Here is a 24,084-nt window from a genome sequence, read left to right as displayed (position 1 = left end):
TGTCAGCCGCGGGCGATGCCAAGAATCCGTTCGGCGATCCTGTCCAGCGGCAGCACTTCGTCGGCGGCACCCAAGCGCACTGCACTGCCCGGCATGCCCCATACAACCGAACTTGCTTCGTCCTGGGCCATCGTGGTCGCACCGGCCTGTTTCATCTCCAGTAGACCGCGTGCACCGTCTTCGCCCATGCCGGTAAGGATTACCCCAACTGCGTTGGCGCCTGCATTTTGTGCGACAGAGCGGAACAGCACATCGACCGCGGGCTTGTGCAGGTTGACCGGCACGCTGTCGTCAACCCGGCAACGCCAGCGCGCACCATCGCGTATCACCCGTAGATGGCGACCGCCTGCGGGCAGGTAGGCGTGGCCGGGCAGAATGGCCTCACCGTCGCTGGCCTCGCGCACCGACATTGCCGAGTGCCGGTCCAGGCGCTCGGCAAAGGCGGTGCTGAAGCTGGCCGGGAGATGCTGGGTCATGACGATGGCCGGTGCATCGGCTGGCATGGCCTCCAGAACCACGCGCAGGGCTTCAGTGCCGCCAGCGGAAGCGCCGATGGCGATCAGACGGTCGGTGGTGCGGAAGCCGAGACTGCTGGCGCTGGCCGGCTTTTGCAGCGGTCGACGTGGACCGCCGGCGATGGCGCGTACCCGCGAACGCGCGGCCATCTTCACCTTGCTACGGATTTCCTCTGCGTACGCATCCAGCCCGCGTGCGACGTCGAGCTTTGGCTTGGCGACAAAGTCCACGGCACCCAACGACAAAGCCTGTAGGGTTGTATCGGCCCCGCGCTCGGTCAATGAGGACACCATGACCACTGGCATCGGGTGCAGGCGCATCAGGTTCTCGAGGAATGCCAAACCATCCATGCGCGGCATTTCGACGTCCAGGGTGAGCACATCGGGGTTGAGCCGTTTTATTTTCTCGCGCGCCAGCAGCGGATCTGCGGCGGTACCCACAACTTCGATGGCCGGGTCGGCTGCGAGGATCTCGGTCAGCACCTGGCGGACCAGGGCCGAATCGTCGACGATCAGAACCCGGCAAGGCGCCTGCAGACTCATTCAAACAGCTCCACGCCACCACTGACCGGGGTGTGCGACAGACGGGCGCGGACGGCGGTTTCGGTGGCAACCACTTCGGCATCGTGTGCATGCGGCAAGCGCTGTACTACTACGCGGCCGGTTATCGGGAAGAACCAGATCTTGCGCGGATGGATACCGCACAGATCTTCGGCAACGATTGGAATGTGTTCGGCACGCAGGTACTGGCGGACGAACTCCGCGTTGCGTGTGCCGACCGGATTGCTGGTGAAGCCCTTGAGCACATTGGCGCCGCCGAATACCTTGGCTTCCAGCCGCTTGCGATGGGCACCACGCTTGAGCAGGTCGTTGATCAGCAGTTCCATGGCGTAGCTGCCGTAGCGCGCAGGCGCGCCGTCGCCGATGTTGCCTTCGGGCAGCAGGAAGTGATTCATGCCGCCGATCCCCAGGATGGGGTCGCGGATGCAGGCGGCAACGCAGGAACCCAGGATGGTGGTCAACGCGGTATCGTCATCCACCACCAGGTACTGGGTGGGCAGGAGCTTGGCGGCAATCGTCTGGAAACGGGTGTCGCGGTAGCGCATCACCTCATCGGGATGTTGCTGTGGATTCTTCATGCGCCGTTCCTTCGACTGCGGCGGTACAACGTGCGCCCGCAGGGCTGGATCACATCGGCTGCATGCAGGTAGTTCTCCGAGTGGCCGGTATAGAGCAGGCTGTCGTCGTCCATGTGCTGCACAAGGCGCGACAGGATGCCGCGCTGGGTGGGCTTGTCGAAATAGATCATCACATTGCGGCAGAACAGCGCATCAAACGGGCCGCCCACGTCGTAGCGGTTGGCCAGCAGGTTGAGCGGGCGGAATTCGATGAGGGCCCGCAGCGCTGGCACAACCCGGCACTTGCCTTCATTGGGGCCGCTGCCGCGTTGGAAGTAGCGCCGCTTCATGGCTGGGTCCAGGCCTGCGATACGGTCCATCGCATAGACACCCTGGCTGGCCGTGGCCAGTACCTGGGTGTCGACGTCGGTGGCAATGATGCGTACCGGCGGCGTCATCGACGAAAACGCCTCGCAAGCCGTTATCGCCATGGAGTATGGTTCTTCGCCGGTGGAAGCAGCGCACGACCACAGTTTCAGCGGTGCATGTGACGCACGCGCCTGCAGCTCCTCGCGCAGCTTGTCGAAATGATGCGGCTCGCGGAAGAACGAGGTCAGGTTGGTGGTGAGCGCATTGGTGAATGCCTGCCATTCCTCACCGCCATGCTGCTCCAGCTGGTCGAGGTAGTCCTTGAACGAGCGCAGGCCCAGGTTGCGCAGCCGCCGCGACAGACGGCCGTAGACCATGTCGCGCTTGGCCGGCGCCAGTGCGATGCCCGCGCGCGCGTGGATCAGCTCGCAGACGCGGCGGAAGTCACGGTCGTTGAACTCGAAATCCCGCTCGTTGCTGTCCATATCGATCATGGTGTCTGTGCGCTCAGCTGGCCAAGGCCAGCGCTGGTGACGGGTTTGCCGCAGCAGGTTTTGTACTCAGCTGGAACACCGCCACTGCCTCGTCAAGCAACGTGGCCTGTTCTTCCATCGCGCGTGCCGCCGCGGTGGCTTCTTCAACCAGGGCGGCGTTCTGTTGGGTGGTCTCGTCCATCTGCATGACAGTCTGGTTGACCTGTTCGATACCTGCGGACTGCTCCTGCGAGGCGGCGGAAATCTCGGCCATGATGTCGGTGACCCGTTGTACCGCGGTCACGATCTCGCCCATGGTGGTGCCGGCCTGTTGTACCAGCTGCGAGCCTTCGTCCACGCGCTCGACCGAATCCTCGATCAGCGTCTTGATTTCCTTGGCGGCAGCCGCCGAGCGCTGGGCGAGGGTTCGGACCTCGGCGGCAACCACCGCAAAGCCGCGGCCCTGTTCACCCGCGCGTGCAGCTTCCACCGCAGCGTTCAGCGCCAGGATGTTGGTCTGGAAGGCGATGCCATCGATCACACTGATGATGTCGGCGATGCGACGCGAGGACTGCTGGATCTGACCCATGGTGGTCACCACTTCGTCGACCACCAGGCCACCGCGGGAGGCAACGCCGGCTGCACCGATGGCCAACTGGTTCGCCTGCCGCGCGGATTCTGCGTTCTGGCGCACGGTGGAGGTCAGTTCCTCCATCGACGCAGCGGTTTCTTCAAGGTTGGCGGCCTGCATTTCGGTGCGGCGCGAGAGATCGGCGTTGCCGGTGGCAATCTCGCCCGCGGCCAGATTGATGCTGTCAGCCGACTGCTGGATGCCCGAGACTATGCCGGCAAGCTGGGTGACGGTGCTATTGGCGTCTTCACGCATGCTGGCGAAGACACCCTGGGCGTCGCCGCTGAGTTTGACGGTGAGGTCGCCGTCAGCAAGCGCCTGCAGCAGGCGTGATACTTCCCCAAGATTGTCATCGCTGACCCGCATCATGGTGTTCAGCGAGCGGACCATCGCATGGAAGTCGTGCTCGAAGCGGTCTTCATCGCCGCGCTGGCTGAAATCACCGGCCGCTGCCGCGCTGCCCAGGCGTTTGATTTCGTTGTTTATGGCGGCGAGGTTGTTCTTGATTGCAGCCATTGTGTCGGTGATGACACGCTTGTCGCCCGGCAGCAAAGGCATGTCCTGGCTGAGGTCGCCAACGGCATAGCGCTGTGCCAAGGCAATCACCTGCATCTTGACGTCGATGTGATTGCCTACCAGAACATTGGTTTCTTCCACCATTACCCCGTAGTCGCCGGGGAAGCTGCTGGCATCGATCCGATAGCGGATCATGCCGGCGTCATGCTGGCGTGCCATCTCGGCCTGCGCACCGATCACCGCGCGCAGCTGGTCCTGCATGTGCGACATGCTGCTCAGCAGTTGGCCGGTCTCGTCCTTGCTGGGGGCAGCGATACGGTTGTCCATGCGGCCATTGGCAATGGCTGTGGCCACGGCGGTTGCGTTGCGCAGCGGCAGTACGATGCGATTGCCGATGATCCAGCTGAGCGCCAGTACCAGCAGTACCAGTACGCCGCCGGCTACCGTCATGATCGCGGTGAACTTCAGGGCCTGAGCCTGCAGATCGTCCATGTAGACGCCGCTGGAGACGACCCAATTCCAGGGGCTATACATCCCTGCATAGGCAAGTTTGCCGACCACACCATCCTTGCCTGGTTTCGCCCAGCTGTAGGCAACGTAGCCGCCGCCCTTGCGTGCAGCCTCGACCTGGTCGTAGTACAGGCGCACGCCATCTTCACCGCGGAAGTCCTTCATATCCTTGCCAACCAGGTCGGCACGGAACGGATGCATCAACAGCACGTACTTGTTGCTGTAGATGTTGAAATAGTTGACGTCGCCATCGGACCGCATTTTCTGCAGCGCGGCAAGTGCGTACTTCTGCGCGTCCTGCAGCGGCATTGCGCCGGTTTCGGCTTCCTTGGCGTAGTGATCCAGCACGCCATAGCTCATTTCCACCTGGGCACGCAGCGCGGCCTTGCGGGTCTCGTACAGGTCCAGGTACTGCATGCGCGCCGCGATGACCGACAAGGCGATGACGCCAATGACGATCAGCGCGGTCAGCAGGTTCAGCTTGCGCCTGACAGAGATATTGGAAATGTAGTTGTTCCAGAGCGAGGAAATAGTCATCGAATCCGCTGGTTACCTTGCGGTATCAGCGCTGCGTGAGGGGATAACGGTTTATCGGCCGCGAGCGGCATGAGTTGAGCGGCTTGGAGGAGGATGTCAGCCAAACTGGTCAATCCGTTCACGTATGCGAAGAAGGCTGGCCGACTCGCCGCGTCGTTTGATTGTGGGAGCGGTGTAAGCCGCGAATCCGGTGCTGGTTCGGGTTGCTGGCCTTACCTTGATCGGCGTTGTGTCGGCTTCGCGGCTTACGCCGCCCAAAAAAAAGAAATCCGATGCCAGGGACTGGCATCGGACTCCGGGTGACTCAATCGCGTTGGTTTGCGGCATTGTTGCCGCGGACGCCAACAGTGGTACTTAGAACTCCTGCCAATCCGAGTCAGCCAGTTCGGCTACAGCGGTGCGGGCAGCGGCTGCGCGACGGCGGGGTGCCGGTACGGCGGCCTGGACGGCAGGGCGCTGGGCCGGTTCACGTACGTAAGCCGGGTTGTCGGTGACTGCAGCGCCTTCTTCCAGCTGGAATACGGATACCACGTTTGCCAGATGTGCGGCCTGTTCTTCCATCGAGCGGGCCGATGCAGTGGCTTCTTCTACCAATGCAGCGTTCTGCTGGGTGGTCTCGTCCATCTGCACGATGGTCTGGTTGACCTGCTCGATGCCGGCCGACTGCTCCTGTGAGGCAGCGGAGATCTCGGCCATGATGTCGGTCACGCGTTGCACCGAGGCAACGATTTCGCCCATGGTGGTACCGGCCTTGCGGACCAGGGCCGAGCCGTCGGCGACCTTGCCGACCGAGTCGTCGATCAGGCCCTTGATTTCCTTGGCCGCACCCGCCGAACGCTGTGCGAGCGTGCGCACTTCCGAGGCGACGACGGCAAAGCCTCTTCCCTGTTCGCCGGCGCGTGCGGCTTCCACCGCTGCATTCAAGGCAAGGATGTTGGTCTGGAAGGCGATGCCGTCGATGACAGAGATGATCTCGGCGATCTTGCGCGAGGACTGCTCGATCTGGGTCATGGTCGTCACCACCTGGCTGACCACTTCGCCACCCTGCGAGGCTACCGAGGCAGCGCCGATGGCGAGCTGGTTGGCCTGGCGCGCCGATTCTGCGTTCTGCCGCACGGTGGAGGTCAGCTCCTCCATTGAAGCAGCCGTTTCTTCCAGGTTGGCGGCCTGCTGCTCGGTACGACGCGACAGATCGTTGTTGCCGGCGGCAATCTCGGTGGCAGCGGAGTTGATCGATACCGAGGACTGTTTGATGCGGCCGACAATACCGGTCAGCTGCTCGGCGGTGGCGTTGGCATCGTCACGCATGGTAGCGAACACGCCCTGATACTGGCCGTGCATGCGCACGGTCAAGTCGCCACGCGACAGGCCCGACAACAGTGCGGAAATCTGCTCCAGGCTGCTGGCATTGGCGTCAAGCAGGCCGTTGATCTGGCTGGCGAGCTGCAGGAAGAAGCCGTCCTTGTCTGCTGTCCCGATGCGGCCGCTGAGGTCGCCTGCGGCGGCAGCCTCGATGATGCGCGCAACTTCCTTCTCGACCTGGGCTTCGGTACTGCGGTCGCGCCACTCAACGACGTGGCCAACGGCGACATTGTTGTCGTCGCGGATCACCGAAATGGTCTGCGCGAACTCGGCTTCGCCAAAGCGCATTTCGCGCTTGACGACGCCGGTCTTGTCGAGTGCTTCCAATACCTTGCCGTCGACTTCGCCACGGTGCTCAAGCACCGTAACCGGCTGGCCGATCAGCGGCTTGCTGGCGTCGAAGTGGCCGAGTGCGCCAGTGATCTGCTCATGGTGTTCGTTGAGCTTGTCGAGCAGGGCGCGGTTGGCGTAGACGATTTCCAGGTCGCTGTTGGTCAGGAACACGCCGGTGGACGAGTAATCCAGCGCGGTGCGGATGCGCAGGTTCTCATTGGCAATGATCTGGTCGCGCTCGATGCGTTCGCGCAGGTCGCGCTGCATGCGTTGCATGGCGCGCAGCAGATCACCCACTTCGTCGGCGCGCGAAACGTCGATGGAGCCGTCCAGCTTGCCGCTCGCCACTTCGGTGGCAACATCCACGGCGCCGCGCATTGCCTTCACCAGCGAGCCGGCGAACAGCCAGATCAGCGCAAGGCCGGCGGCACCGCCGACCAATACAGCGATGATGATGAGCAGGGCCGATGCGCGATAGGTTTCCGCGGCTTGCTTGGCGGCTGCCTGGGCGCGGCTGTTGTCATTTGCAGCCAGCGCCTGCAGGGCCGCGTAGGCATTGCGATGCAGGTTGCGGGTTTCGCCGACGAAGGTGTCGATGGCGTCATCCGGCAGGTCCAATGCCAGCATCTCGGTGACCGCGTCATAGGATGCTGCGGTCTTGCCCCAGTCGGCGACAAATTTGTCGAACAGCTTCTTCTGTTCGGGACTGTCGATCAGCTTCGGATAGGCGGCGATGGTGGTGTCGATCTGCATGCGCAGTTCGGTGGCACGTGCCTTCGCGTCGGCTTTGACGTCATCGCTCGCGCGTACCAGGCTCTGGTAGGACGCATTGCGGTACTCGCTGACCATGCCACTCAACTCACCGGTGGTGCGAAGGCTGGGCATGCGGTTTTCAGCGAGGTCGGTGGTGACGTTGTTCAGCGAGTGCAGGCCGCGGTAGGCGACGATTCCCTGCAACAACATGACGAACAGCACGACGCCGAAAGTAAGCATCAGCTTCGGCTTCAGTTTCAGCGAGTTGATCCACTGCATCTTGCGCGATCTCCGGGAACAGGCCCCGCCATGTCACAGGGGCGGGGTGGCACGCCGGCGGGGCCGGCGTGACGAAAGGCGGATTACTTGATGTTTGCCAGCTTCAGGTTGGCCGGCGACGCCACTTCGATTTCGGCGCGCGATGCGTCGCGCTGGATCTTGCCGATCACGCAGACGGTCTTGCCTTCCAGGGTTTCCAGCGGGAAGCCGAACTTGCTGCGGTTGCTGCCGGCGATGCGTGCCGAGAAGGTGTGGCGCGGGAAAATGCCGCCCATGTGCAGGAAGGTCGGCTGGCCTTCGGAACCTTCGGCGTAGCGGGCCTTCTCGACCTTGCCACAGACCATGCCGTCCTTGCCGGCGAAGCGCGCGGCGGTTTCCGGCGGGATCATCTCGGCATCGGCGGCGGCGTCGAACGCAACGGTCGCCAGTACGGTGGCAGCAAACAGCGGAAGTACATGCTTGTACATCGGAAACTCCGGGAAAGGATAGGTGGCCGGTCGGGGAGGACAGGCATGCAATCGCTATCGGCCCGTAGTCGTCGGGCTTGAATTGCATGCATGGAACTGTGATCGACTTTGCGAAACTGCTGCTCAGGCGGCTTCTTCGGCGACGCTCGGCTGGCCGAGGTCGGCGGTATCGAGCAGGGTCTCGATATCCAGCAGGATCAGCATGCGATCGTCCTGGGTGCCGATGCCGGAAATGAAGCGGGTATCGACTGCAGCGCCGAATTCCGGTGTCGGGCGGATCTGCTCGGCACTGAGGGGGATCACGTCGGAAACGCTGTCCACGACGATGCCGACAACGCGGTCCTCGACGTTGAGCACGATCATCACGGTGAAGGCGTCGTAGCGGGCCTCATCCAGGCGCAGCTTCAGGCGCAGATCGATGACAGGCACGATGGTGCCGCGCAGGTTGATGACACCCTTGATGTAGTCGGGGGCATCGGGGACGCGGGTGACGGCGTCATACCCGCGGATTTCCTGCACTTTGAGGATATCCACGCCGTAGTGCTCGTTGCCGAGAGTGAAGCTGAGGTACTCGCCACCGGTGGTATCGGCGGACGTGCTGCGGGAGTCATTCATGGCGGATCCTGGTCCTGGCGGGCTGCCGATGCGATGCGGCTGATGCACCGGTATCGGCGCTACCGGGTGGGACTTTAGGGACCAGGGTGGGTTTCGCGGCGCAAGGAGCGTGGACTGTGATTTCGGGCCGGGTTGGCGGTGGCTGCGTCGTTGGCCGTCGCTTGTGCGTTTGCCCTATGCGGTCATCCACGAAAAGGCGGGAATTGCTCTTGCCTTGGCTTACTCCCCGTTGCTACGCGCCTTGCGCAACCGATCGATCCTGAAAATGTAGCGCTGGATGATGTTGTCGGCGCCGCGCGGCAGGTCGTCGAAGCGCAGGCCGATGCGGGTCATCTCCGAACCGTTTGGCTGTTTCTGCTGGCGCAGGTTGCAGACCACAAACGAGGCCTTGATCGGGGCCCCTTCGGGAACCTCCAGCAAGCAGCTGTAGCGGCTCTGCAGTTTGAGGAGGTTCTGGTCCGGCGGCAGCAGCAGCGCCATGCCGCCTGCGCTGATGTCCAGCACGCGCCAACGGGTGGCTTCGCCGCCGTCCGGGTCTGGGAGTACGCAATACGGCGAATCGCCAACCGGCGTTTCCAGGCGATAGAACTCGCGCCGCTGAAGGTGGTAAACCTCCTCCGGCAGCGGCATCTCAAAGGCCGTGTGATCGCCGCGTTCAACGCGGTGGTGGTCCTGCAACTGGAAGCGCACCATGACCTTGTCGACCTGGCCAAAGCAGAGCAGGGTGCTTGCGGTTTCCACGGAGCGGTTGATCGATGGCACCGGGCTGGCATCCAGCATCAGGCCCTGCATGTCCACCTCCAGCACCGCCGAAGGGAAGGACTGGTCGCGGCCGTCCGGGTGCACATTGATCATCGAGCGCTGGTCGATCATGGCCTGCAGCAGATGCCTTACCTGGTGCGGGTTGCGCACCATGTAGCGGTCATCGGCATACAGGTTGCCGGCATGTGGCGAGGGCGTCGGTGCAGTCGATTCGTGGTCGGGCATGGACACTTTACGGTTGGGCGGTGATCAGTGTGCCCGCGTCGGACGCGGTACAAACTGTGATAACGGCCGCCTTTTTAACATCTTTAGTCCGTCTGTTACGAGCCCGGTAATCGCACCCGGTGATTTACCTACCTGTCTGCGCGTGCTCGGAATTTAGCGGTTTGCCGAATGTCCGGACTGCCGGGCTTTTGACGGGTATACGGAGGAACCTGAGTGGCGGCTTAATGTTCGAGATGACAGCGTGAAATAGTCTAAAAAGGCGATTTAGGTCACAAGTTAACATTCGGTGATCCGTGAGCATCTGCAACTTCCGGGCAGTACCCTCAACGCAAGGGAACAGCAGATGAGCAAGGAAGCCGCAGATCAGTTCGATCAGTTGGGTTCGCTCTACGAGGACATGGCAACCTGGCCATTCCGGAAGTACATCGAAACCCCAAGCGTGTTTGCGGCGCTGGGCCCACTCGATGGACTTGATGTCCTGGAGTATGGCTGTGGCAGCGGTTACTACTCGCGTCTGTTGAAACGCGCAGGCGCACGCAAGGTGGTTGGATATGACCTTGCCGAGGGTATGCTCGATTACGCACGCCGCTGCGCGCAGCGTGATGGTCTGGATATCAGCTTCCACTCCACGTTGGATGAAACCACCAACGGCAACTTCGATCTTGTACTGGCGGTCTATGTGCTGCCTTACGCCACGACCTTGGCGGAGTTGGATCAAATGGCGGCGGAGATGATGTCGCCACTGCAGCCCGGTGGTCGCTTGGTCGCATTGCCGATCCATGCACATTACGCACCAGCGCCGAGTTACTACGAAGGCTGCGGCTTCACGCTGACGCCGGATGATGACGCCAATCCCTGGCAGGAAGGCGGGCGTCTGCGCCTGGATCTGCGCTACCGCCAGTACGAAGCCAGTGTGCATGCCTGGTACTGGTCGCAGCAGGCAATCGAGGCGGCATTGCTGAGAGCGGGTGCGGAAGATATCAACTGGTCGAATCCGCGGCTGATGGCGGATCACGATCTGGGCGAGGTGCCGCCGGCGCTGCAGGCCTATGTCGATGAGCCGCACGCGGCAATCATCGAGTGCCGCAAGCGCTAGCAGCGCTGGCTACCACCAGCGGTGCTCGGCAAGATGCACTTGCAGTAGATGAACCATGCCTTCGCTCCTGCCCTCGGTCTGGTCACCGGGGCGGCGAGCGTCCCCGAGGGTAGAGCGATGCCCATTGAAGTGGAAATACTGAATTCCATCGAACAGATGGATGAAGCTGAGTACCGCGTGTTTCACCACGCCAGTGGCGCCTCGTTCTTCTACGATTGGCGCTTCCTGTGCGCTGCCGAGCGTTCACCTTTGTTGGCGATCAAGGGGGCGTTCTACCTGCTCGCCCGCGAAGACGGGAGGCTGGTCGGCTTCGTGCCTGCGTACCTGCAGCTGGTGCAGACCGTGGATCCTTTTGGTTTGCTTGGGCGCACTGCGGGCATTCAAAGTGATCGTGAGCAATGCGCGCTTTTCAGCCACGCGATGCACTGCTTTGACAGCGGCGTGATCGTGCTGCCAGGAGCGGCAGCAGAGGATGAATTGGTTGCTGCGCTCAAGACGCTGGCGGTGCAGCTGGACGCGCAGTATGTGGGGCTGTTGAACGTCGCCAGTGATCAGGCCCGGCAGCAATTGGCGGAGCAGGGGCTGGCGGTGCGCTACCTCGTCGATCGCTATTTCATGGACATGACCCGGTTTGAAGATATCGACGCCGTGATCAAGGCGTTGCCAAAGGATGGGCGCTATGAGATGACCCGTCAGTTGCGCAAGTTCGCTGCCGGATGCGGCGGCATCAGTCTGCTCAGTCCGCCCTTCGATCACCGCCTGGACCAGCTCACCGAGTTGTGCCAGCAGACCACGGCGCGCAATGGAACGCCGCAATACTTCCCGGCGCAGACGCTGGCACGTTTCGTGCGGACGTGTGCAGGTCTGATCCGGCTGGTGGTGGTGGAAGACCAGGGCGTGGTGGTCGGGGGCCTGATCTGCTTCCTGGATGGAACGTTGATGTGCATCTGGTCGGCCGGCATGCGCTACGACCTCACCGATTACAGCCCCTATACCGTCAGTTTTGCCTATGCATACGAATGGGCCCTGGGGGCAGGCATACGCACCATCGAAGCCGGTCGCTTGAACGCGCGCATCAAGACTCGGCTTGGCCTGCAACCGTTGCCACTTTACTCAGCGACAAGCGCTATCGCCGTCTGACTTCAGTCTTCTGGATGATCCGAGGGAACCACCATGGACCCGCAGCACGCAAAGATGCTCCCCGACGACTATCGGGCCTTCTCGCAGACATTGGAGGGCAAGGTCAGGTCCCGTCATCATGCCGAGTACGCCAGTTGGTATTACAGCACGGCATGGAATCGGCGCCATTTTGAACGCTTTCCGGAGTACATCGTGCGAGCGGCGTCGGTGGAGGACGTGATCAAAAGCGTGAACTTCGCACGCCTGCACGGGTTGAGGGTTGCGGTGAAAGGCTCGGGCCACAGTTACGCAGGCAGCTTCCTGCATCGCGGTGGCCTGTTGCTGGACCTGGCCCAGCTCAACGCGATCGAGGTGGATGCGGAGCAGGAAACAGTGACCACAGGTCCGGGTGCAACCAGTGCTCAGCTGACGCATGCCTTGGCACCGCACGGATTGGCATTTCCTACCGGTCACGGCGCGAAGGTTGGTCTTTCCGGGTTCCTGCTGGGCGGTGGATTGGGCATCAACTGCGATGCCTGGGGCGGCATGAGCACCTTCAACATCCTTGCATTGGATGTGGTGACCGCCGATGGCCGCTTGTTGCACGTCAGCGAAACCGAGAATGCGGAACTGTTCTGGGCGGCACGAGGCGGCGGCCCCTGCCTGTTCTTCGTGGTGGTCCGGTTTCACCTTCGGGCCTGGCCTGCGCCCAGGGCGATGCTGGCGCGCAGTTACGCGCTGGATACGGCCAAACTCAAGCCCTTGCTGATGGCCTTGTGTGCACGCAAGCATGATGATCGTGTTCAAGTCATGCTTGTGCTTGGTGGTGCACCTGGTGTGCCTGCGGCCTTGAGCGTCAGCGTGTTCTGCGACGATGCCGCCAATGCCGGATCATTGCATGCGGCTCTGGAAATGGATCTGCAGCCCTGGCTGGGCGAGTTCGTCGAGCATGTGCTCGACAGCTTCGATCCCATTTACCGCCAGACCGAACAGGCCATGGTCAGCAAGCGCTACCGGGTCGACAACATCCTCACCGATGCAGTGGGGAAGGTTGCTGACGTGCTGGTTGCAGGTATGCAGGAACGTCCTTCGCCAGCTACGTTCTGCCTGCTGATCCTGCGGCCGAACCATGAGCATGCCGATGCTGCGTACTCGATCCATGGGCGGCTCTCCGTCTCCGCCTACGCGCAGTGGAATGACGAGGACGAGGACGATCTGAACCGTGATTGGCTGCGCGGTGTGTTTGATCAGCTGGCGCAGTTTGCCACCGGCAGCTATATCAATGAGTTCGATCTTGAGGCGCGTTCGAGCGAGGTCGCGACCTGCTACTCCGCCGATGCCTGGCGGCGTCTGCAGAAACTACGGCAGCGCTATGACGCGCATGGGGTGTTTCCGGGCGTGTCGCTGCTGGCGGCGGATGTCAGCGAGCGCGTTGTCTGACTGGAATGTGCGGAGCAGCCTGCAGGTGGCGGGGGGACCGCAGAGTGTCCGCCCGCCGCAAGCAGTTGTGCCTTAGAACTCCTGCCAATCGTCGGTGCTTGTGACAGATGCACGAGTCGCCGGCTTCGGGATTGAACGCAGTGCAGGGCGGCCGCGCGGCGGTGCTGCGCTTGCGCTGGCAGCAACTTTCGCCAAGGTCGCGCTTACCGAGCCAGCCAGGCGGAACTGTGCCACCGCAGCGGACAGGTGCTGCGCCTGATCTTCCATGGAACGCGCTGCGGCCGTGGCTTCCTCGACCAGTGCGGCGTTCTGCTGGGTGGATTCATCCATCTGCATCACGGTCTGGTTGACCTGGTCGATACCGGTGGACTGCTCCTGCGACGCCGCCGAGATGTCGGCCATGATGGTGGTCACGCGCTGCACCGAGGCGACGATGTCGTCCATGGTGTTACCGGCGTTGCGGACCAGTTGCGAGCCTTCGGCGACCTTGTCGACCGAACTGTCGATCAGGCCCTTGATCTCCTTGGCCGCTGCGGCCGAGCGCTGCGCCAGCGTGCGTACTTCCGATGCCACTACCGCAAAACCGCGGCCTTGGTCGCCTGCGCGTGCCGCTTCCACCGCAGCGTTGAGCGCCAGGATATTGGTCTGGAAGGCGATGCCGTCGATGACGCTGATGATGTCAGCGATCTTCTTCGACGAGGCCTCGATCGCGCTCATGGTGGTGATCACTTGTCCGACCACGCTGCCGCCCTGCGCGGCAACCTCGGCGGCGCCACGTGCCAACTGATCGGCCTGGCGTGCGTGTTCGGCATTCTGGCGGACGGTCGAGGTGAGTTCCTCCATCGATGCCGCGGTTTCTTCCAGATTGGCTGCCTGCTGCTCGGTGCGGCGGGACAGGTCGTCGTTGCCGGTGGCAATCTCGCTGGCCGACAGGCTGATACTGCCGCTGGCCGCCTGGATGCCTGCGACGATGCCGCCCAGCTGGTCAACGGTGGCATTGCCGTCGTCGCGCATGCGGGCAAACACGCCATGGAAGTCGCCTTCCATGCGCTGGGTAAGGTCGCCTTGCGCTACTGCCTGCAGCAGCTTGGAGAGGTGGCCAAGGTTGATTTCGGTGGTTTCCATCAACGAGTTGACACCACCGACCATGTCGCGGAAATCGTGCTCGAACTGATCGGCATTGCCACGCTGGCTGAAGTCGCCAGCCGCTGCGGCATGGGCCAGCCGCTTGATCTCGTTGTTGATCGCGGACAGGCTGGCCTTGGTGCTGTCCATCGCCTGGGTGATGACGAATTTCTCGCCGGGCAGACGGTCCATGTCCACCGAAAGATCGCCGCGTGCGTAGTGGCGCACTACCTCGACAGCGCGCATCTTGACGCCGATGTGCTGGGCAACCAGGGTGTTGACCTCGCGCACCATCCGCCCGTACTCGCCGGGGAAACGGGATTCGTCGATACGGAAGCTGATCGCGCCCTGGTCGTGCTCGCGCACCATCTCGTTCTGCGCGCCGATGACGGCCTTGAGCTGGTTCTGCACGCGCTGCATCGAAGCCAGCAGGGCGCCGACTTCATCCTTGCGGCTGCTGTCGATGCTGCTGTCCAGGCGGCCGTTGGCAACGTCGTCGGCGGCGCGCAGGGCATCATTCACCGGGCGCACGATGGCGCGCACGATCACCACGCCCAAGGCGGCAGACAACAGGCCCAACAGCAACATGCAGACAAGGATCGCGGTGGTGCTGCGGGCCTGCGCGGCATTGGCGTTGGCCACTTCCTTGTCCAGTACCGAGGCGACGTGGCTGCTGAGCTTCTCGACCGCATCAAACAGATCGCGACGACTGATCCGTGACTGGTCGTTGGAGACGCTCTGGGCCAGCTCGAACTGGCCTTCATTTATCGCCTTCTCCATCAGCGCGTGTGCACTGAAGTAGGCATCCAAGGTTTTGCCCATCTCCGCGTACAGGCCCTGCTGGGTGGTGTCGGCTGGCAAGGCTTCGTATTGCTTGCGGTGTTCAGCGAGCTTCTGCCGCTGATCGCTGATGCGTTGGTTGTACTCGGCGACGAAGGCGGGTTCATGCAGGTGCGAGAGCTGCGACAGCTCGGCGATGCGAATTTCAGCCAGATCGGCGCGCATCCGCTCCAGATACTGCACGGCCGGCATGTAGCGCGAGCTGACCTGTTCCAGCTGGGTCGTGGCCTGGTTCAGCCGCACTACGGCGAAGCCGCCCATGGCCAGCGTGGTGAGCGTGGTCAGGGTGAAAGCAACTGCGAGTTTTCTGGCGATGCTGAGGTTGCGAAAGAACTCCATCTCTAACTCTCCGGATCGACTGCAGATTTGGACGCTGCGGAGGGGTCTCATCCAACCCTGGATTGCGCAGCGTAGTGTCCACGCCGCAAGCCTATGCGGGTGTTGTCATAGCCGATAACGGCGTTTTCTTACTGCGCTGTAGGGGGTTCTACGTCCGGAATTCTGAAGGATTCAGCACAATTAGCTGAGTGCACGTCACAAGTCTTAGCCGTTCAAAAACATCAGGATGGTTTAGTGATGCGCCGCTTGGAGTGAATGTGCGCCCATTCACCATTTCAGATTATTTCATCAGCTCTCTTACGATCATTCTCAAGTGGCGGTTTTCAGCGTGTTGCTCAAGCTGGTGAACCGCGGAAACAAAAAAGCCCCCGGCATTGGCGGCCGGGGGCTTTGTGTAACGGCGGGACGGTCAGAATTCCTGCCAGTTCGCCTCATCCAGCTTGCGCGCTGCCTGACCGCTGCGGTTGCTGACGGCAACCGGGCGCGGACGTTGTTGCGGATGCTGTGTGACGGTCGCCACCGGCGCCTTGTTTGCTGACTTGCTGCCGCTATCCGCAGCAGTTCGGAACACCGCCACTGCCTCGGTCAGCTGGTTGGCCTGGTCTTCCATGGAGCGTGCGGCGGCGGTGGCTTCTTCCACCAGCGCGGCATTCTGCTGGGTGGTTTCGTCCATCTGCATGACGGTCTGGTTGACCTGGTCGATGCCCGCGCTCTGCTCCTGCGAGGCCGCTGAAATCTCAGCCATGATGTCGGTCACGCGCTGCACCGAAGTAACGATTTCATCCATCGTTGCACCGGCCTGCTGCACCAGTACCGAGCCTTCGCCGACCTTGCCGACGGAGTCGTCGATCAGGCCCTTGATCTCCTTGGCGGCAGCCGCAGAGCGCTGGGCGAGGGTGCGTACTTCCGAGGCGACCACCGCGAAGCCGCGACCCTGCTCACCGGCACGGGCGGCTTCCACCGCGGCGTTCAGCGCCAGGATGTTGGTCTGGAAGGCGATGCCGTCGATGACGCTGATGATGTCGGCGATCTTCTTCGACGAGGCCTCAATCGCGCTCATCGTGGTAACGACCTGGCCGACCACGGTGCCGCCCTGGCTGGCGACGCCATGCGCGCCGATGGCGAGCTGGTTGGCCTGGCGTGCGTGCTCGGCGTTCTGGCGCACGGTGGAGGTCAGTTCCTCCATCGAGGCCGCGGTTTCTTCCAGATTGGCGGCCTGCTGCTCGGTACGACGCGACAGGTCGCTGTTGCCGGTGGCGATTTCGGTGGCAGCCAGGTTGATGCTGGAGGCAGCGTGCTGGATGCGGCCAATGATGTCGGTCAGCTGGCTGACGGTGGCGTTGGCGTCGTCGCGCATGTTGGCGAATACACCGTGGAAGTCACCCTGCATCTTCGCTGTCAGGTCGCCACGGGCGATGGCCTGCAGCAGCTGCGAGAGCTCGGACAGGTTGCCGTCGGTGGTTTCCATCAGCTGGTTGAGGCTGCTGACCATGTCGCGGAAATCATGCTGGTAGGCATTGGCATCACCGCGCACGGAGAAGTCACCCTGTGCGGCGGCACCGGCCAGACGCTTGATCTCGCTGTTGATCGACGACAGGCTGGCCTTGACCGCATCGACGGTCTCGGTGATGACGGCCTTCTCGCCGGGCAGGCGTTCGATGTCGACGGACAGGTCGCCGTTGGCATAGCGCTTGATGACGTCCAGAGCCGACAGCAGCATCTGGATGTGCGAAGCGACCAGTGCGTTGCATTCCTTGACCATCACGCCATAGTCGCCCGGGAATGCAGTCTCATCCATGCGGTGGCTGATGACACCGACATCATGCTGCCTGGCCATCTCACGCTGCGCGCCGATAACCGACTGCAGCTGGGACTGCATGCGCTGCATCGAGGTGAGCAGGGCGCCCAGCTCATCGTCACGCTGCACGCTGACGGCATTGTCGAGCTTGCCGGCAGCGATGTTGTCGGACAGTTTGACGGCCTCGTTGAGCGGCTTGAAGACGAATCTGCGCAGCAGCAGGAACAGCGCGCCGCACAGCAGCAGGGCGGCAATCACGCCGACCACGACGATGGTCCACAGCAGGGCCCGTGCCTGTTCCATCAACAGGGCGCGCGGCACCACGACGCCGAAGGCGAAGGTCTGCTCGGCGTTGCCGATCTTCAGCGGAACATAGGTTTCCACTACCTCTTCGTCGAGAGCCGCATCATGGCGTTGTTCGAAGGTGATCTTGTCGCTGGCGGTGTTGGCCAGCATGGTGCGCGTGTCCGCATCATCGGCCTTGCTGCCGACCTTGGCCGGATCACGGTCGGCGATGATGGTGCCCACGGGCGACAGCAGGCGGACGTAACCTTCCTGCATCGGGCGCATCTTGGACAGGCGATCCTGCAGCGACTGCAGGGCAAAATCCACCGTCACCACGCCGAGGAACTGACCGTCCTGGACGATAGGCGTTGCCAGCGTGGTCATCAGGATCTTCTTGCCGCCGATCTCGTAGATGTAGGGTTCCAGCACGGACGGCTTCTTGGTCGCGGCCGGTTGCAGGTACCAGTCACCATCGCCGGGCACGTCGTAGCCGCGCAGTGGTTCCTGTACCGGTGCGCCGTCCTGCCAGGCCCAGTAGCTCATGAAGCGGCCGCTGGCGTCATGGCCGTCGGCATCGATATGGTTGGCATCGTCGCCGTCGAAGGCCTGCGGCTCCCACAAGGTGCCAACACCGACCCACTGCGGATTGTTCAATGCCTGCGAATGCAGCACCTGCGCAGCGCTCAGGCGGCTGAAGCCGCCTTGCTGTCGCAATGCCAGGAAGCTGCGCGACAAGGTGTCGTTGGCCTCAAAGCCGTGGCCGAGCTCGGTGGAGATGCGCTGGGCCTCGAGCTGGGCGATGTTCTCAAGACTGACCCGCGAGGCCGACAGCAGCGCATCGCTGCTGCGCAGGTAGATGAACAATGCGGTGAGGCCGAATGCGAAGGTCGCGACCAATGCCGTTCCCAGCATCAAGCGCATTGCAATACTGCGGGTGAGGAAATTAGTGGGCAAAGACATGGGTTACTGCTGGCCTGATAGGTAGGGGGTTTGTCAGTACATCGGCATCTGCAGGCCGAGCTGGAGCGTTTTCTTGCACTGAAATGACGACGCCCCTATTCAGGGGCGTCGTTCATACGTGTGAAGCTGGCGATCAGAATTCCTGCCAGTCACCATCGTTGTCGACGCGCACTGCGGCATTGCCGCGTTGTGCCGGGGCGACTGCACGCAGGCGACGTGCCGGGGCAGGGGCTGCCGGCGCAAACGCTGCTTTGGACGGCTGCGGCTGCGCGACGACGGCCTGCACGGCGTCGGTGCGGAACACGGCCACCGCTTCGCTCAGCTGGTTGGCCTGGTCTTCCATCGAACGCGCGGCGGCGGTGGCTTCTTCCACCAGTGCGGCATTCTGCTGGGTGGTTTCGTCCATCTGCATCACGGTCTGGTTGACCTGGTCGATGCCGGCGCTCTGCTCCTGCGAGGCCGCCGAGATCTCGGCCATGATGTCGGTTACGCGCTGCACCGAGGTGACGATCTCGTCCATCGTAGCGCCAGCCTGCTGCACCAATACCGAGCCTTCGCCGACCTTGCCGACGGAGTCGTCGATCAGGCCCTTGATCTCCTTGGCGGCAGCCGCAGAGCGCTGGGCGAGGGTGCGTACTTCCGAGGCGACCACCGCGAAGCCGCGACCCTGCTCACCGGCGCGGGCGGCTTCCACCGCAGCGTTCAGCGCCAGGATATTGGTCTGGAAGGCGATGCCGTCGATGACGCTGATGATGTCGGCGATCTTCTTCGACGAGGCTTCAATCGCGCTCATCGTGGTAACGACCTGGCCGACCACGGTGCCGCCCTGGCTGGCGACGCCATGCGCGCCGATGGCGAGCTGGTTGGCCTGGCGTGCGTGTTCTGCGTTCTGGCGCACGGTGGAGGTCAGTTCCTCCATCGAGGCCGCGGTTTCTTCCAGGTTGGCGGCCTGCTGCTCGGTGCGGCGCGACAGGTCGCTGTTGCCGGTGGCGATTTCGCTGGAGGCCAGGTTGATGCTGGATGCGGCGTGTTGGATGCGGCCGATGATGTCGGTCAGCTGCTCAACGGTGGCATTGGCGTCGTCACGCATGTTGGCAAATACGCCGTGGAAATCGCCTTGCATCTTTGCGGTCAGGTCGCCACGGGCGATGGCCTGCAGCAGCTGCGACAGCTCGGACAGGTTGCCGTCGGTGGTTTCCATCAGCTGGTTGAGGCTGCTGACCATGTCGCGGAAATCATGCTGGTAGGCGTCGGCATCACCGCGCACGGAGAAGTCACCCTGTGCGGCGGCACCGGCCAGACGCTTGATCTCGCTGTTGATCGACGACAGGCTGGCCTTGACCGCATCGACGGTCTCGGTGATGACGGCCTTCTCGCCGGGCAGGCGTTCGATGTCGACGGACAGGTCGCCGTTGGCATAGCGCTTGATGACGTCCAGAGCCGACAGCAGCATCTGGATGTGCGAAGCGACCAGTGCGTTGCTTTCCTTGACCATCACGCCGTAGTCGCCGGGGAAGGCGCTTTCGTCCATGCGGTAGCTGATCATGCCGGTCTCGTGCTGTCGCGCCATCTCGCGTTGCGCGCCAATCACTGACTGCAGCTGCGCCTGCATGCGCTGCATGGACTGCAGCAGCATGCCAACCTCGTCGCGGCGCGAGGCGTCGATGCGGCGGTCGAGCTTGCCGGCGGCCACATCATCGGCCACGCGCACGGCATCGGCCAGCGGCAGCATGATGGCGCGGATGATCGCCCAGCCCAATGCGGCGGCCAGTAGCAGGGCAAGGCCCAGACCGATCACGATGGCGATCAACGAGCGCTGGTGCGCGCTGCGGGATTCGGCCGTCTGCTTGGTCAACTGCTCCTGGTTGTACTGCGACATCTGCTTGAGCTGATCGAACAGGGCGCGGCGCAGCTTGCGTGAATCGCCACTGGAGATGGCGTTGGCGGTGACGAAGTCGTCGGCGGCGATCGCGGCGGCGATACGGTCGTGCGCTTCGAAATAGCCAGCGCGCTGCTGCTTCATGTTGTCGTACATGGCCAGCTCGGTGGCGCTGTAGTCGGCTTCGATGTCGTCGTAGGCCTTCTCAGCAGCTTCAATCAGCTTGCGGCTGTCAGCCATGCGCTTGTCGTAGTCGGCCAGCTGTTCCGGATTGCCCTGGTAGTTGAGCTGGGCCTGCTCGAAGGTGCGGTATTCACCGAGCTGGGCACGCATTTCGCCAAGCTGCTGGACGGCCGGCATCCAGTTGTTGTTGACCTGCTGTATCTGGGTGTCGGCCACGTTCATCCGCCACAGCGCGAACAGCGCAAGCAGCAGGGTGAGCAGGCTGGTACTGCAGAACGCAAGCACCAGCTTTCGCGTGATCGACAGATTCTGGAACCACTTCATTGCAGACATCTCCGTAGGCGGGCATAGGGGGCGATCCACAGGTCCGGCGCTCCTGTGGAATGTCGTGCGTGCTGCTGGTCGCGACGGCGACCCAGGTTGGTTGACATACCTGATTGCATTGCGATGCGGTATCGGCACGCCTGTAATGTTCTTGAAGGCGTTGTGCGGCGATGATTCAGCCAAGCTGCCTTGTGCGTTTGTCCTGCGATCGCAGTTATTTCCTGCATGCACGCGAGCACGGAAAAACGCCGCACGCCCAGAAGCTGGGGGTGCGGCGTCAGGTGCTTGTTACGGTGTCCTCAGGCTGCTTGCTGGGTGCGCAGGGAGCGCACCAGCCCACCAATATCGACGATCAGCGCGACGCGGCCGTCGCCAAGAATGGTGGCGCCGGATACACCGCTGATGCGGCGGTAGTTGTTCTCGATGTTCTTGACCACGACCTGCTGCTGGCCGATCAACTCATCCACTTCCAGCGCGATCTTCTGGCCGTCACCTTCCACCACGACGACCAGCGGGTCGGCCTGTGGATTGTCGGGATAGCCGTAGTACTGGCCCAGCGACAGGATCGGCAGGTATTCGCCGCGGACGCGCAGAACGCGCCCTTCGCCGGCCATGGTGCGGATATCGTCCGGCTGCGGCTGCAATGCTTCCAGCACGTAGGCCAGCGGCAGGATCAGGGTTTCGCCGGCAACCGAGACGGTCATGCCATCGAGGATGGCCAGCGTCAGCGGCAGCCGGATCAGCACGCGGGTGCCGGCACCGGTGCGGCTCTCCAGCTGTACTTCGCCACCCAGCGCCTGGATGTTGCGGCGGACCACGTCCATGCCGACACCACGACCGGACAGGTCGGTGACCGCATCGGCGGTGGAGAAGCCGGGCTGGAAGATCAGATCCCAGACCTGCGAATCGCTGGGGTTGTCGGGCACGCTCAGGCCGCGTTCCAGCGCCTTGGCCAGGATCTTGTCGCGGTTCAGGCCACGGCCGTCGTCGCTGACCTCAATGACGATGTGGCCGCCCTGATGCGATGCCGCCAGGGTAATCGTGCCGGTCTCGTCCTTGCCGGAGTCGCGGCGCACGTCCGGCATTTCCAGGCCATGGTCGATGGAATTGCGGACCAGATGCACCAACGGATCGGCGATCTTTTCGATCAGGCCCTTGTCCAGCTCGGTGCCTTCGCCGATGGTGCGCAGGCGTACCTGCTTGCCGAGGCGGCTGGAGAGGTCGCGGACCAGGCGCGGGAAGCGGCGGAATACGGCATCCACCGGCAGCATGCGCACGCCGATGACGGCCTCCTGCAGGTCGCGGGTATTGCGTTCGAGCAGGTCCAGGCCGGCCAGCAGTTGCTCGGCATGGGCTGGATCCAGTCCGCCGGAAACCTGCTTGAGCATGGCCTGGGTGATGACCAGTTCGCCGACCAGGTTGATCAGTGCATCTACCTTGTCGACGCTGACCCGGATCGAGCTTTCGGCTTCGTGCTGCTGGCCGCTGGCAGGTGCCTTGACGGCAGCCTCGGCGATGTTGGCAACCGCAGCGGCCGGTGCATCCACTGCAAGGCTGGGCGGCGCGGCAGGGCGGATATCCAGTTCGCAGTCATCGACTACCCAGGCAAAGGTGTCTTCGATGCGGCTGCGCGGCACCTTGCCGACCAGACCCAGATCCCAGGCCAGGTAGGCTTCCAGCGGATCGAGCTGGTCGAAGCTGGGCAGGCGCGCCATGCGCGGTTCCACATGCAGGGAACCCAGGGTTTCCAGCTCGCGGATGATGCGCAGCGGGTCGTTGCCGCTCATGAACAGCGATGGTGCCGGGGCAAAGCCAATCTGCCAGGCATCCGGGGTTTCTTCCTGCTTGACTGCTGCTACGGCAACCGGCGCCGCGCCCGAGAGCACGGCCTGCAAGCGGTCGGTTATCGCCTTGACCGCTGCCGGGTCGGCAGGCTGTCCGTGTTCGACTTCGCGCAGCAAAGCGCGCAGTACATCCACCGACCCCAGCATCGCATCGATCGCGTTGCTTTCGAGTGCGCGCTTGCCAGCGCGCAGCTCATCGAGCAGGGTTTCCAGCACGTGGGTGAGTGCAGCAATGGTTTCAAAGCCAAAGGTGCCAGCACCGCCCTTGATGGAGTGGGCGGCGCGGAACACCGAGTTGATGACTTCAGGGTCGTGCTGGCCGTCTTCCAGTGCCAACAGGCCGGCTTCCATTGCATCCAGTCCTTCGCGGCTTTCTTCGAAGAAGGTGGCGTGGAAACGCTGCAGGTCCATGCTCATTGGCGCGGTATCCGATCGGTGGGGCAGGTGGGCTGATCAGCCCAGGACTTTCTGTACGGTGGCAACCAGCTGTTCTGGATTGAACGGCTTGACCAGCCAACCGGTGGCACCGGCGGCCTTGCCTTCGGATTTCTTGTCGGCGGCCGACTCGGTGGTCAGCATCAGCATCGGCGTGAACTTGTAGTCCGGCAGCTGGCGCAGTTCGCGGATCAGCGAGATGCCGTCCATGTTCGGCATGTTGACGTCGGTGACCACGGCGTTGAAACGCTGTCCCTTGGCCCGGCCCAGGGCGACCGCGCCGTCTTCGGCCTCTTCAACCGAAAAGCCGGCCGAGGTGAGGGCGAAAGAGACCATCTGGCGCATCGACGCCGAGTCGTCCACCACCAAGATTCGTGCGCTCATGCAGCGTTCTCCACAGATTTCGTTGTGTCAGGGGTTGCTTCCAGACCAAGGGTCCGGAGGACACCGAGCAGGCGCGCGGCATCACGGAAGGTGTCGGTAGCGTTGTCGAAGACGGTGCCATTGCCTGCCTGCTGGCGGGCCAGCACGAAGGCGCACAGCACCTGCATCGCGGCGGTGTGCACACGGCCTACCTGGCTGGCATCCACGCGCAACTCGCCTGCTTGCGGCAGGTGGGTTGCCAGGTGTTGTTTCAACTCGCTGGTGGACTCGATGCCGAGATCCTGCGCCAGGGCCACAGTGCTCATCGTTGCTCCGAACAAACGTTACTGGGAGAGATAGCGGCGATATGCCAGTGATCTTTAGGGTTGCGATGCGCTGCAGCAGATAGTGTTAACGAGCGCACGGTTTTGTCACTTTGCCCTCTCCCTTTCGCGCAGCAAAGGGGAGGGTTGGGGAGGGGTAGCTTCTAACTGGGTAGTGGGGCGCCCCCCAAGGCCGGGGCGGAAAAGAGCAAACCCAATCCCCGCAGAGCAAGCGCCCTCCCAATCAAACACACCAACCTACCAGC

The 24,084-nt window shown here is 62.8% G+C and carries 17 protein-coding genes; 3 read left to right on the top strand and 14 right to left on the bottom strand.

The annotated features are described in order from the left end of the window. Positions 1–2: 2 nt before the first annotated feature. From ACVOLS_RS12500 to ACVOLS_RS12465, 8 genes are all read right to left on the bottom strand, one after another. Positions 3–1,058 carry a protein-glutamate methylesterase/protein-glutamine glutaminase gene (locus tag ACVOLS_RS12500; RefSeq protein WP_481545845.1) on the bottom strand — a complete coding sequence of 352 codons (1,056 nt, stop codon included), beginning with the start codon at positions 1,056–1,058 and terminating at the stop codon, positions 3–5. Next, positions 1,055–1,654: a chemoreceptor glutamine deamidase CheD gene (gene cheD / locus ACVOLS_RS12495; protein WP_296248060.1), complete on the bottom strand. Its 600-nt coding sequence runs from the start codon at positions 1,652–1,654 to the stop codon at positions 1,055–1,057. Before cheD ends, ACVOLS_RS12500 begins: the two co-directional genes overlap by 4 nt. Then, positions 1,651–2,496, bottom strand: coding sequence for a CheR family methyltransferase (locus tag ACVOLS_RS12490; RefSeq protein WP_481545844.1), 846 nt, complete (start codon positions 2,494–2,496; stop codon positions 1,651–1,653). Before ACVOLS_RS12490 ends, cheD begins: the two co-directional genes overlap by 4 nt. Before the next feature lie 13 nt (positions 2,497–2,509). Further along, positions 2,510–4,669, bottom strand: coding sequence for a methyl-accepting chemotaxis protein (locus ACVOLS_RS12485; protein WP_481545843.1), 2,160 nt, complete (start codon positions 4,667–4,669; stop codon positions 2,510–2,512). A 354-nt stretch (positions 4,670–5,023) separates the two neighbouring features. Further along, positions 5,024–7,396, bottom strand: coding sequence for a methyl-accepting chemotaxis protein (locus ACVOLS_RS12480; RefSeq protein WP_481545842.1), 2,373 nt, complete (start codon positions 7,394–7,396; stop codon positions 5,024–5,026). Positions 7,397–7,479: 83 nt separating this feature from the next. Then, positions 7,480–7,863 (bottom strand): hypothetical protein, encoded by a 384-nt coding sequence (locus ACVOLS_RS12475; RefSeq protein ID WP_481545841.1) that lies wholly within the window; start codon positions 7,861–7,863, stop codon positions 7,480–7,482. Positions 7,864–7,986: 123 nt separating this feature from the next. Beyond that, on the bottom strand, positions 7,987–8,478 hold the full coding sequence (locus ACVOLS_RS12470) for a chemotaxis protein CheW (RefSeq protein WP_481545840.1): 492 nt from the start codon (positions 8,476–8,478) through the stop codon (positions 7,987–7,989). A gap of 219 nt (positions 8,479–8,697) precedes the next feature. Next, positions 8,698–9,465: a flagellar brake protein gene (locus tag ACVOLS_RS12465; protein ID WP_481545839.1), complete on the bottom strand. Its 768-nt coding sequence runs from the start codon at positions 9,463–9,465 to the stop codon at positions 8,698–8,700. 343 nt (positions 9,466–9,808) lie between these two features. Here ACVOLS_RS12465 and ACVOLS_RS12460 point away from each other — a divergent pair, with 343 nt between their 5' ends. The 3 genes from ACVOLS_RS12460 (at position 9,809) to ACVOLS_RS12450 (ending at position 13,120) form a co-directional block, all read left to right on the top strand. Then, positions 9,809–10,561 carry a class I SAM-dependent methyltransferase gene (locus ACVOLS_RS12460; RefSeq protein ID WP_481545838.1) on the top strand — a complete coding sequence of 251 codons (753 nt, stop codon included), beginning with the start codon at positions 9,809–9,811 and terminating at the stop codon, positions 10,559–10,561. Between the two features lie 117 nt (positions 10,562–10,678). Next, positions 10,679–11,701 (top strand): GNAT family N-acetyltransferase, encoded by a 1,023-nt coding sequence (locus ACVOLS_RS12455; RefSeq protein WP_481545837.1) that lies wholly within the window; start codon positions 10,679–10,681, stop codon positions 11,699–11,701. Positions 11,702–11,734: 33 nt separating this feature from the next. Beyond that, the gene (locus ACVOLS_RS12450) at positions 11,735–13,120 is read left to right on the top strand and encodes an FAD-binding oxidoreductase (RefSeq protein ID WP_481545836.1); all 1,386 of its coding nucleotides are present in this window, start codon (positions 11,735–11,737) and stop codon (positions 13,118–13,120) included. A gap of 72 nt (positions 13,121–13,192) precedes the next feature. On the opposite strand, the gene ACVOLS_RS12445 is transcribed toward ACVOLS_RS12450, so the two are convergent. The 6 genes from ACVOLS_RS12445 to ACVOLS_RS12420 all read right to left on the bottom strand — a co-directional run bounded on the left by ACVOLS_RS12445 (position 13,193) and on the right by ACVOLS_RS12420 (position 23,821). After that, positions 13,193–15,424, bottom strand: a complete 2,232-nt coding sequence (locus tag ACVOLS_RS12445) for a methyl-accepting chemotaxis protein (protein WP_481545835.1) — start codon at positions 15,422–15,424, stop codon at positions 13,193–13,195. 409 nt (positions 15,425–15,833) lie between these two features. Then, the gene (locus ACVOLS_RS12440; protein ID WP_481545834.1) at positions 15,834–18,467 is read right to left on the bottom strand and encodes a methyl-accepting chemotaxis protein; all 2,634 of its coding nucleotides are present in this window, start codon (positions 18,465–18,467) and stop codon (positions 15,834–15,836) included. A 133-nt stretch (positions 18,468–18,600) separates the two neighbouring features. Next, entirely contained in the window at positions 18,601–20,853 is a 2,253-nt protein-coding gene (locus tag ACVOLS_RS12435; protein ID WP_481545833.1) for a methyl-accepting chemotaxis protein, read from the bottom strand. Positions 20,854–21,152: 299 nt separating this feature from the next. Continuing rightward, positions 21,153–23,114, bottom strand: a complete 1,962-nt coding sequence (locus ACVOLS_RS12430; protein ID WP_481545832.1) for a chemotaxis protein CheA — start codon at positions 23,112–23,114, stop codon at positions 21,153–21,155. 36 nt (positions 23,115–23,150) lie between these two features. Next, positions 23,151–23,516 (bottom strand): response regulator, encoded by a 366-nt coding sequence (locus tag ACVOLS_RS12425; protein WP_038688521.1) that lies wholly within the window; start codon positions 23,514–23,516, stop codon positions 23,151–23,153. Continuing rightward, positions 23,513–23,821: an STAS domain-containing protein gene (locus tag ACVOLS_RS12420; RefSeq protein ID WP_303749795.1), complete on the bottom strand. Its 309-nt coding sequence runs from the start codon at positions 23,819–23,821 to the stop codon at positions 23,513–23,515. Before ACVOLS_RS12420 ends, ACVOLS_RS12425 begins: the two co-directional genes overlap by 4 nt. Between the last annotated feature and the right edge of the window lie 263 nt (positions 23,822–24,084).

The organism is Stenotrophomonas sp. STEN038, assembly GCF_056759895.1.
The sequence above is the reverse complement of the archived record's forward strand: the minus strand, read 5'-3'. Positions and strand labels throughout refer to the sequence as shown.

Coding starts and splice junctions, on each gene's coding strand:
- ACVOLS_RS12460 (WP_481545838.1), top strand. CDS start 9,809: ATGAGCAAGGAAGCCGCAGATCAGTTCGATCAGTTGGGTTCGCTCTAC.
- ACVOLS_RS12425 (WP_038688521.1), bottom strand. CDS start 23,516: ATGAGCGCACGAATCTTGGTGGTGGACGACTCGGCGTCGATGCGCCAG.
- ACVOLS_RS12480 (WP_481545842.1), bottom strand. CDS start 7,396: ATGCAGTGGATCAACTCGCTGAAACTGAAGCCGAAGCTGATGCTTACT.
- ACVOLS_RS12445 (WP_481545835.1), bottom strand. CDS start 15,424: ATGGAGTTCTTTCGCAACCTCAGCATCGCCAGAAAACTCGCAGTTGCT.
- ACVOLS_RS12475 (WP_481545841.1), bottom strand. CDS start 7,863: ATGTACAAGCATGTACTTCCGCTGTTTGCTGCCACCGTACTGGCGACC.
- ACVOLS_RS12440 (WP_481545834.1), bottom strand. CDS start 18,467: ATGTCTTTGCCCACTAATTTCCTCACCCGCAGTATTGCAATGCGCTTG.
- ACVOLS_RS12485 (WP_481545843.1), bottom strand. CDS start 4,669: ATGACTATTTCCTCGCTCTGGAACAACTACATTTCCAATATCTCTGTC.
- ACVOLS_RS12430 (WP_481545832.1), bottom strand. CDS start 23,114: ATGAGCATGGACCTGCAGCGTTTCCACGCCACCTTCTTCGAAGAAAGC.
- ACVOLS_RS12420 (WP_303749795.1), bottom strand. CDS start 23,821: ATGAGCACTGTGGCCCTGGCGCAGGATCTCGGCATCGAGTCCACCAGC.
- ACVOLS_RS12490 (WP_481545844.1), bottom strand. CDS start 2,496: ATGATCGATATGGACAGCAACGAGCGGGATTTCGAGTTCAACGACCGT.
- ACVOLS_RS12500 (WP_481545845.1), bottom strand. CDS start 1,058: ATGAGTCTGCAGGCGCCTTGCCGGGTTCTGATCGTCGACGATTCGGCC.
- ACVOLS_RS12465 (WP_481545839.1), bottom strand. CDS start 9,465: ATGCCCGACCACGAATCGACTGCACCGACGCCCTCGCCACATGCCGGC.
- ACVOLS_RS12470 (WP_481545840.1), bottom strand. CDS start 8,478: ATGAATGACTCCCGCAGCACGTCCGCCGATACCACCGGTGGCGAGTAC.
- ACVOLS_RS12450 (WP_481545836.1), top strand. CDS start 11,735: ATGGACCCGCAGCACGCAAAGATGCTCCCCGACGACTATCGGGCCTTC.
- cheD (WP_296248060.1), bottom strand. CDS start 1,654: ATGAAGAATCCACAGCAACATCCCGATGAGGTGATGCGCTACCGCGAC.
- ACVOLS_RS12435 (WP_481545833.1), bottom strand. CDS start 20,853: ATGAAGTGGTTCCAGAATCTGTCGATCACGCGAAAGCTGGTGCTTGCG.
- ACVOLS_RS12455 (WP_481545837.1), top strand. CDS start 10,679: ATGCCCATTGAAGTGGAAATACTGAATTCCATCGAACAGATGGATGAA.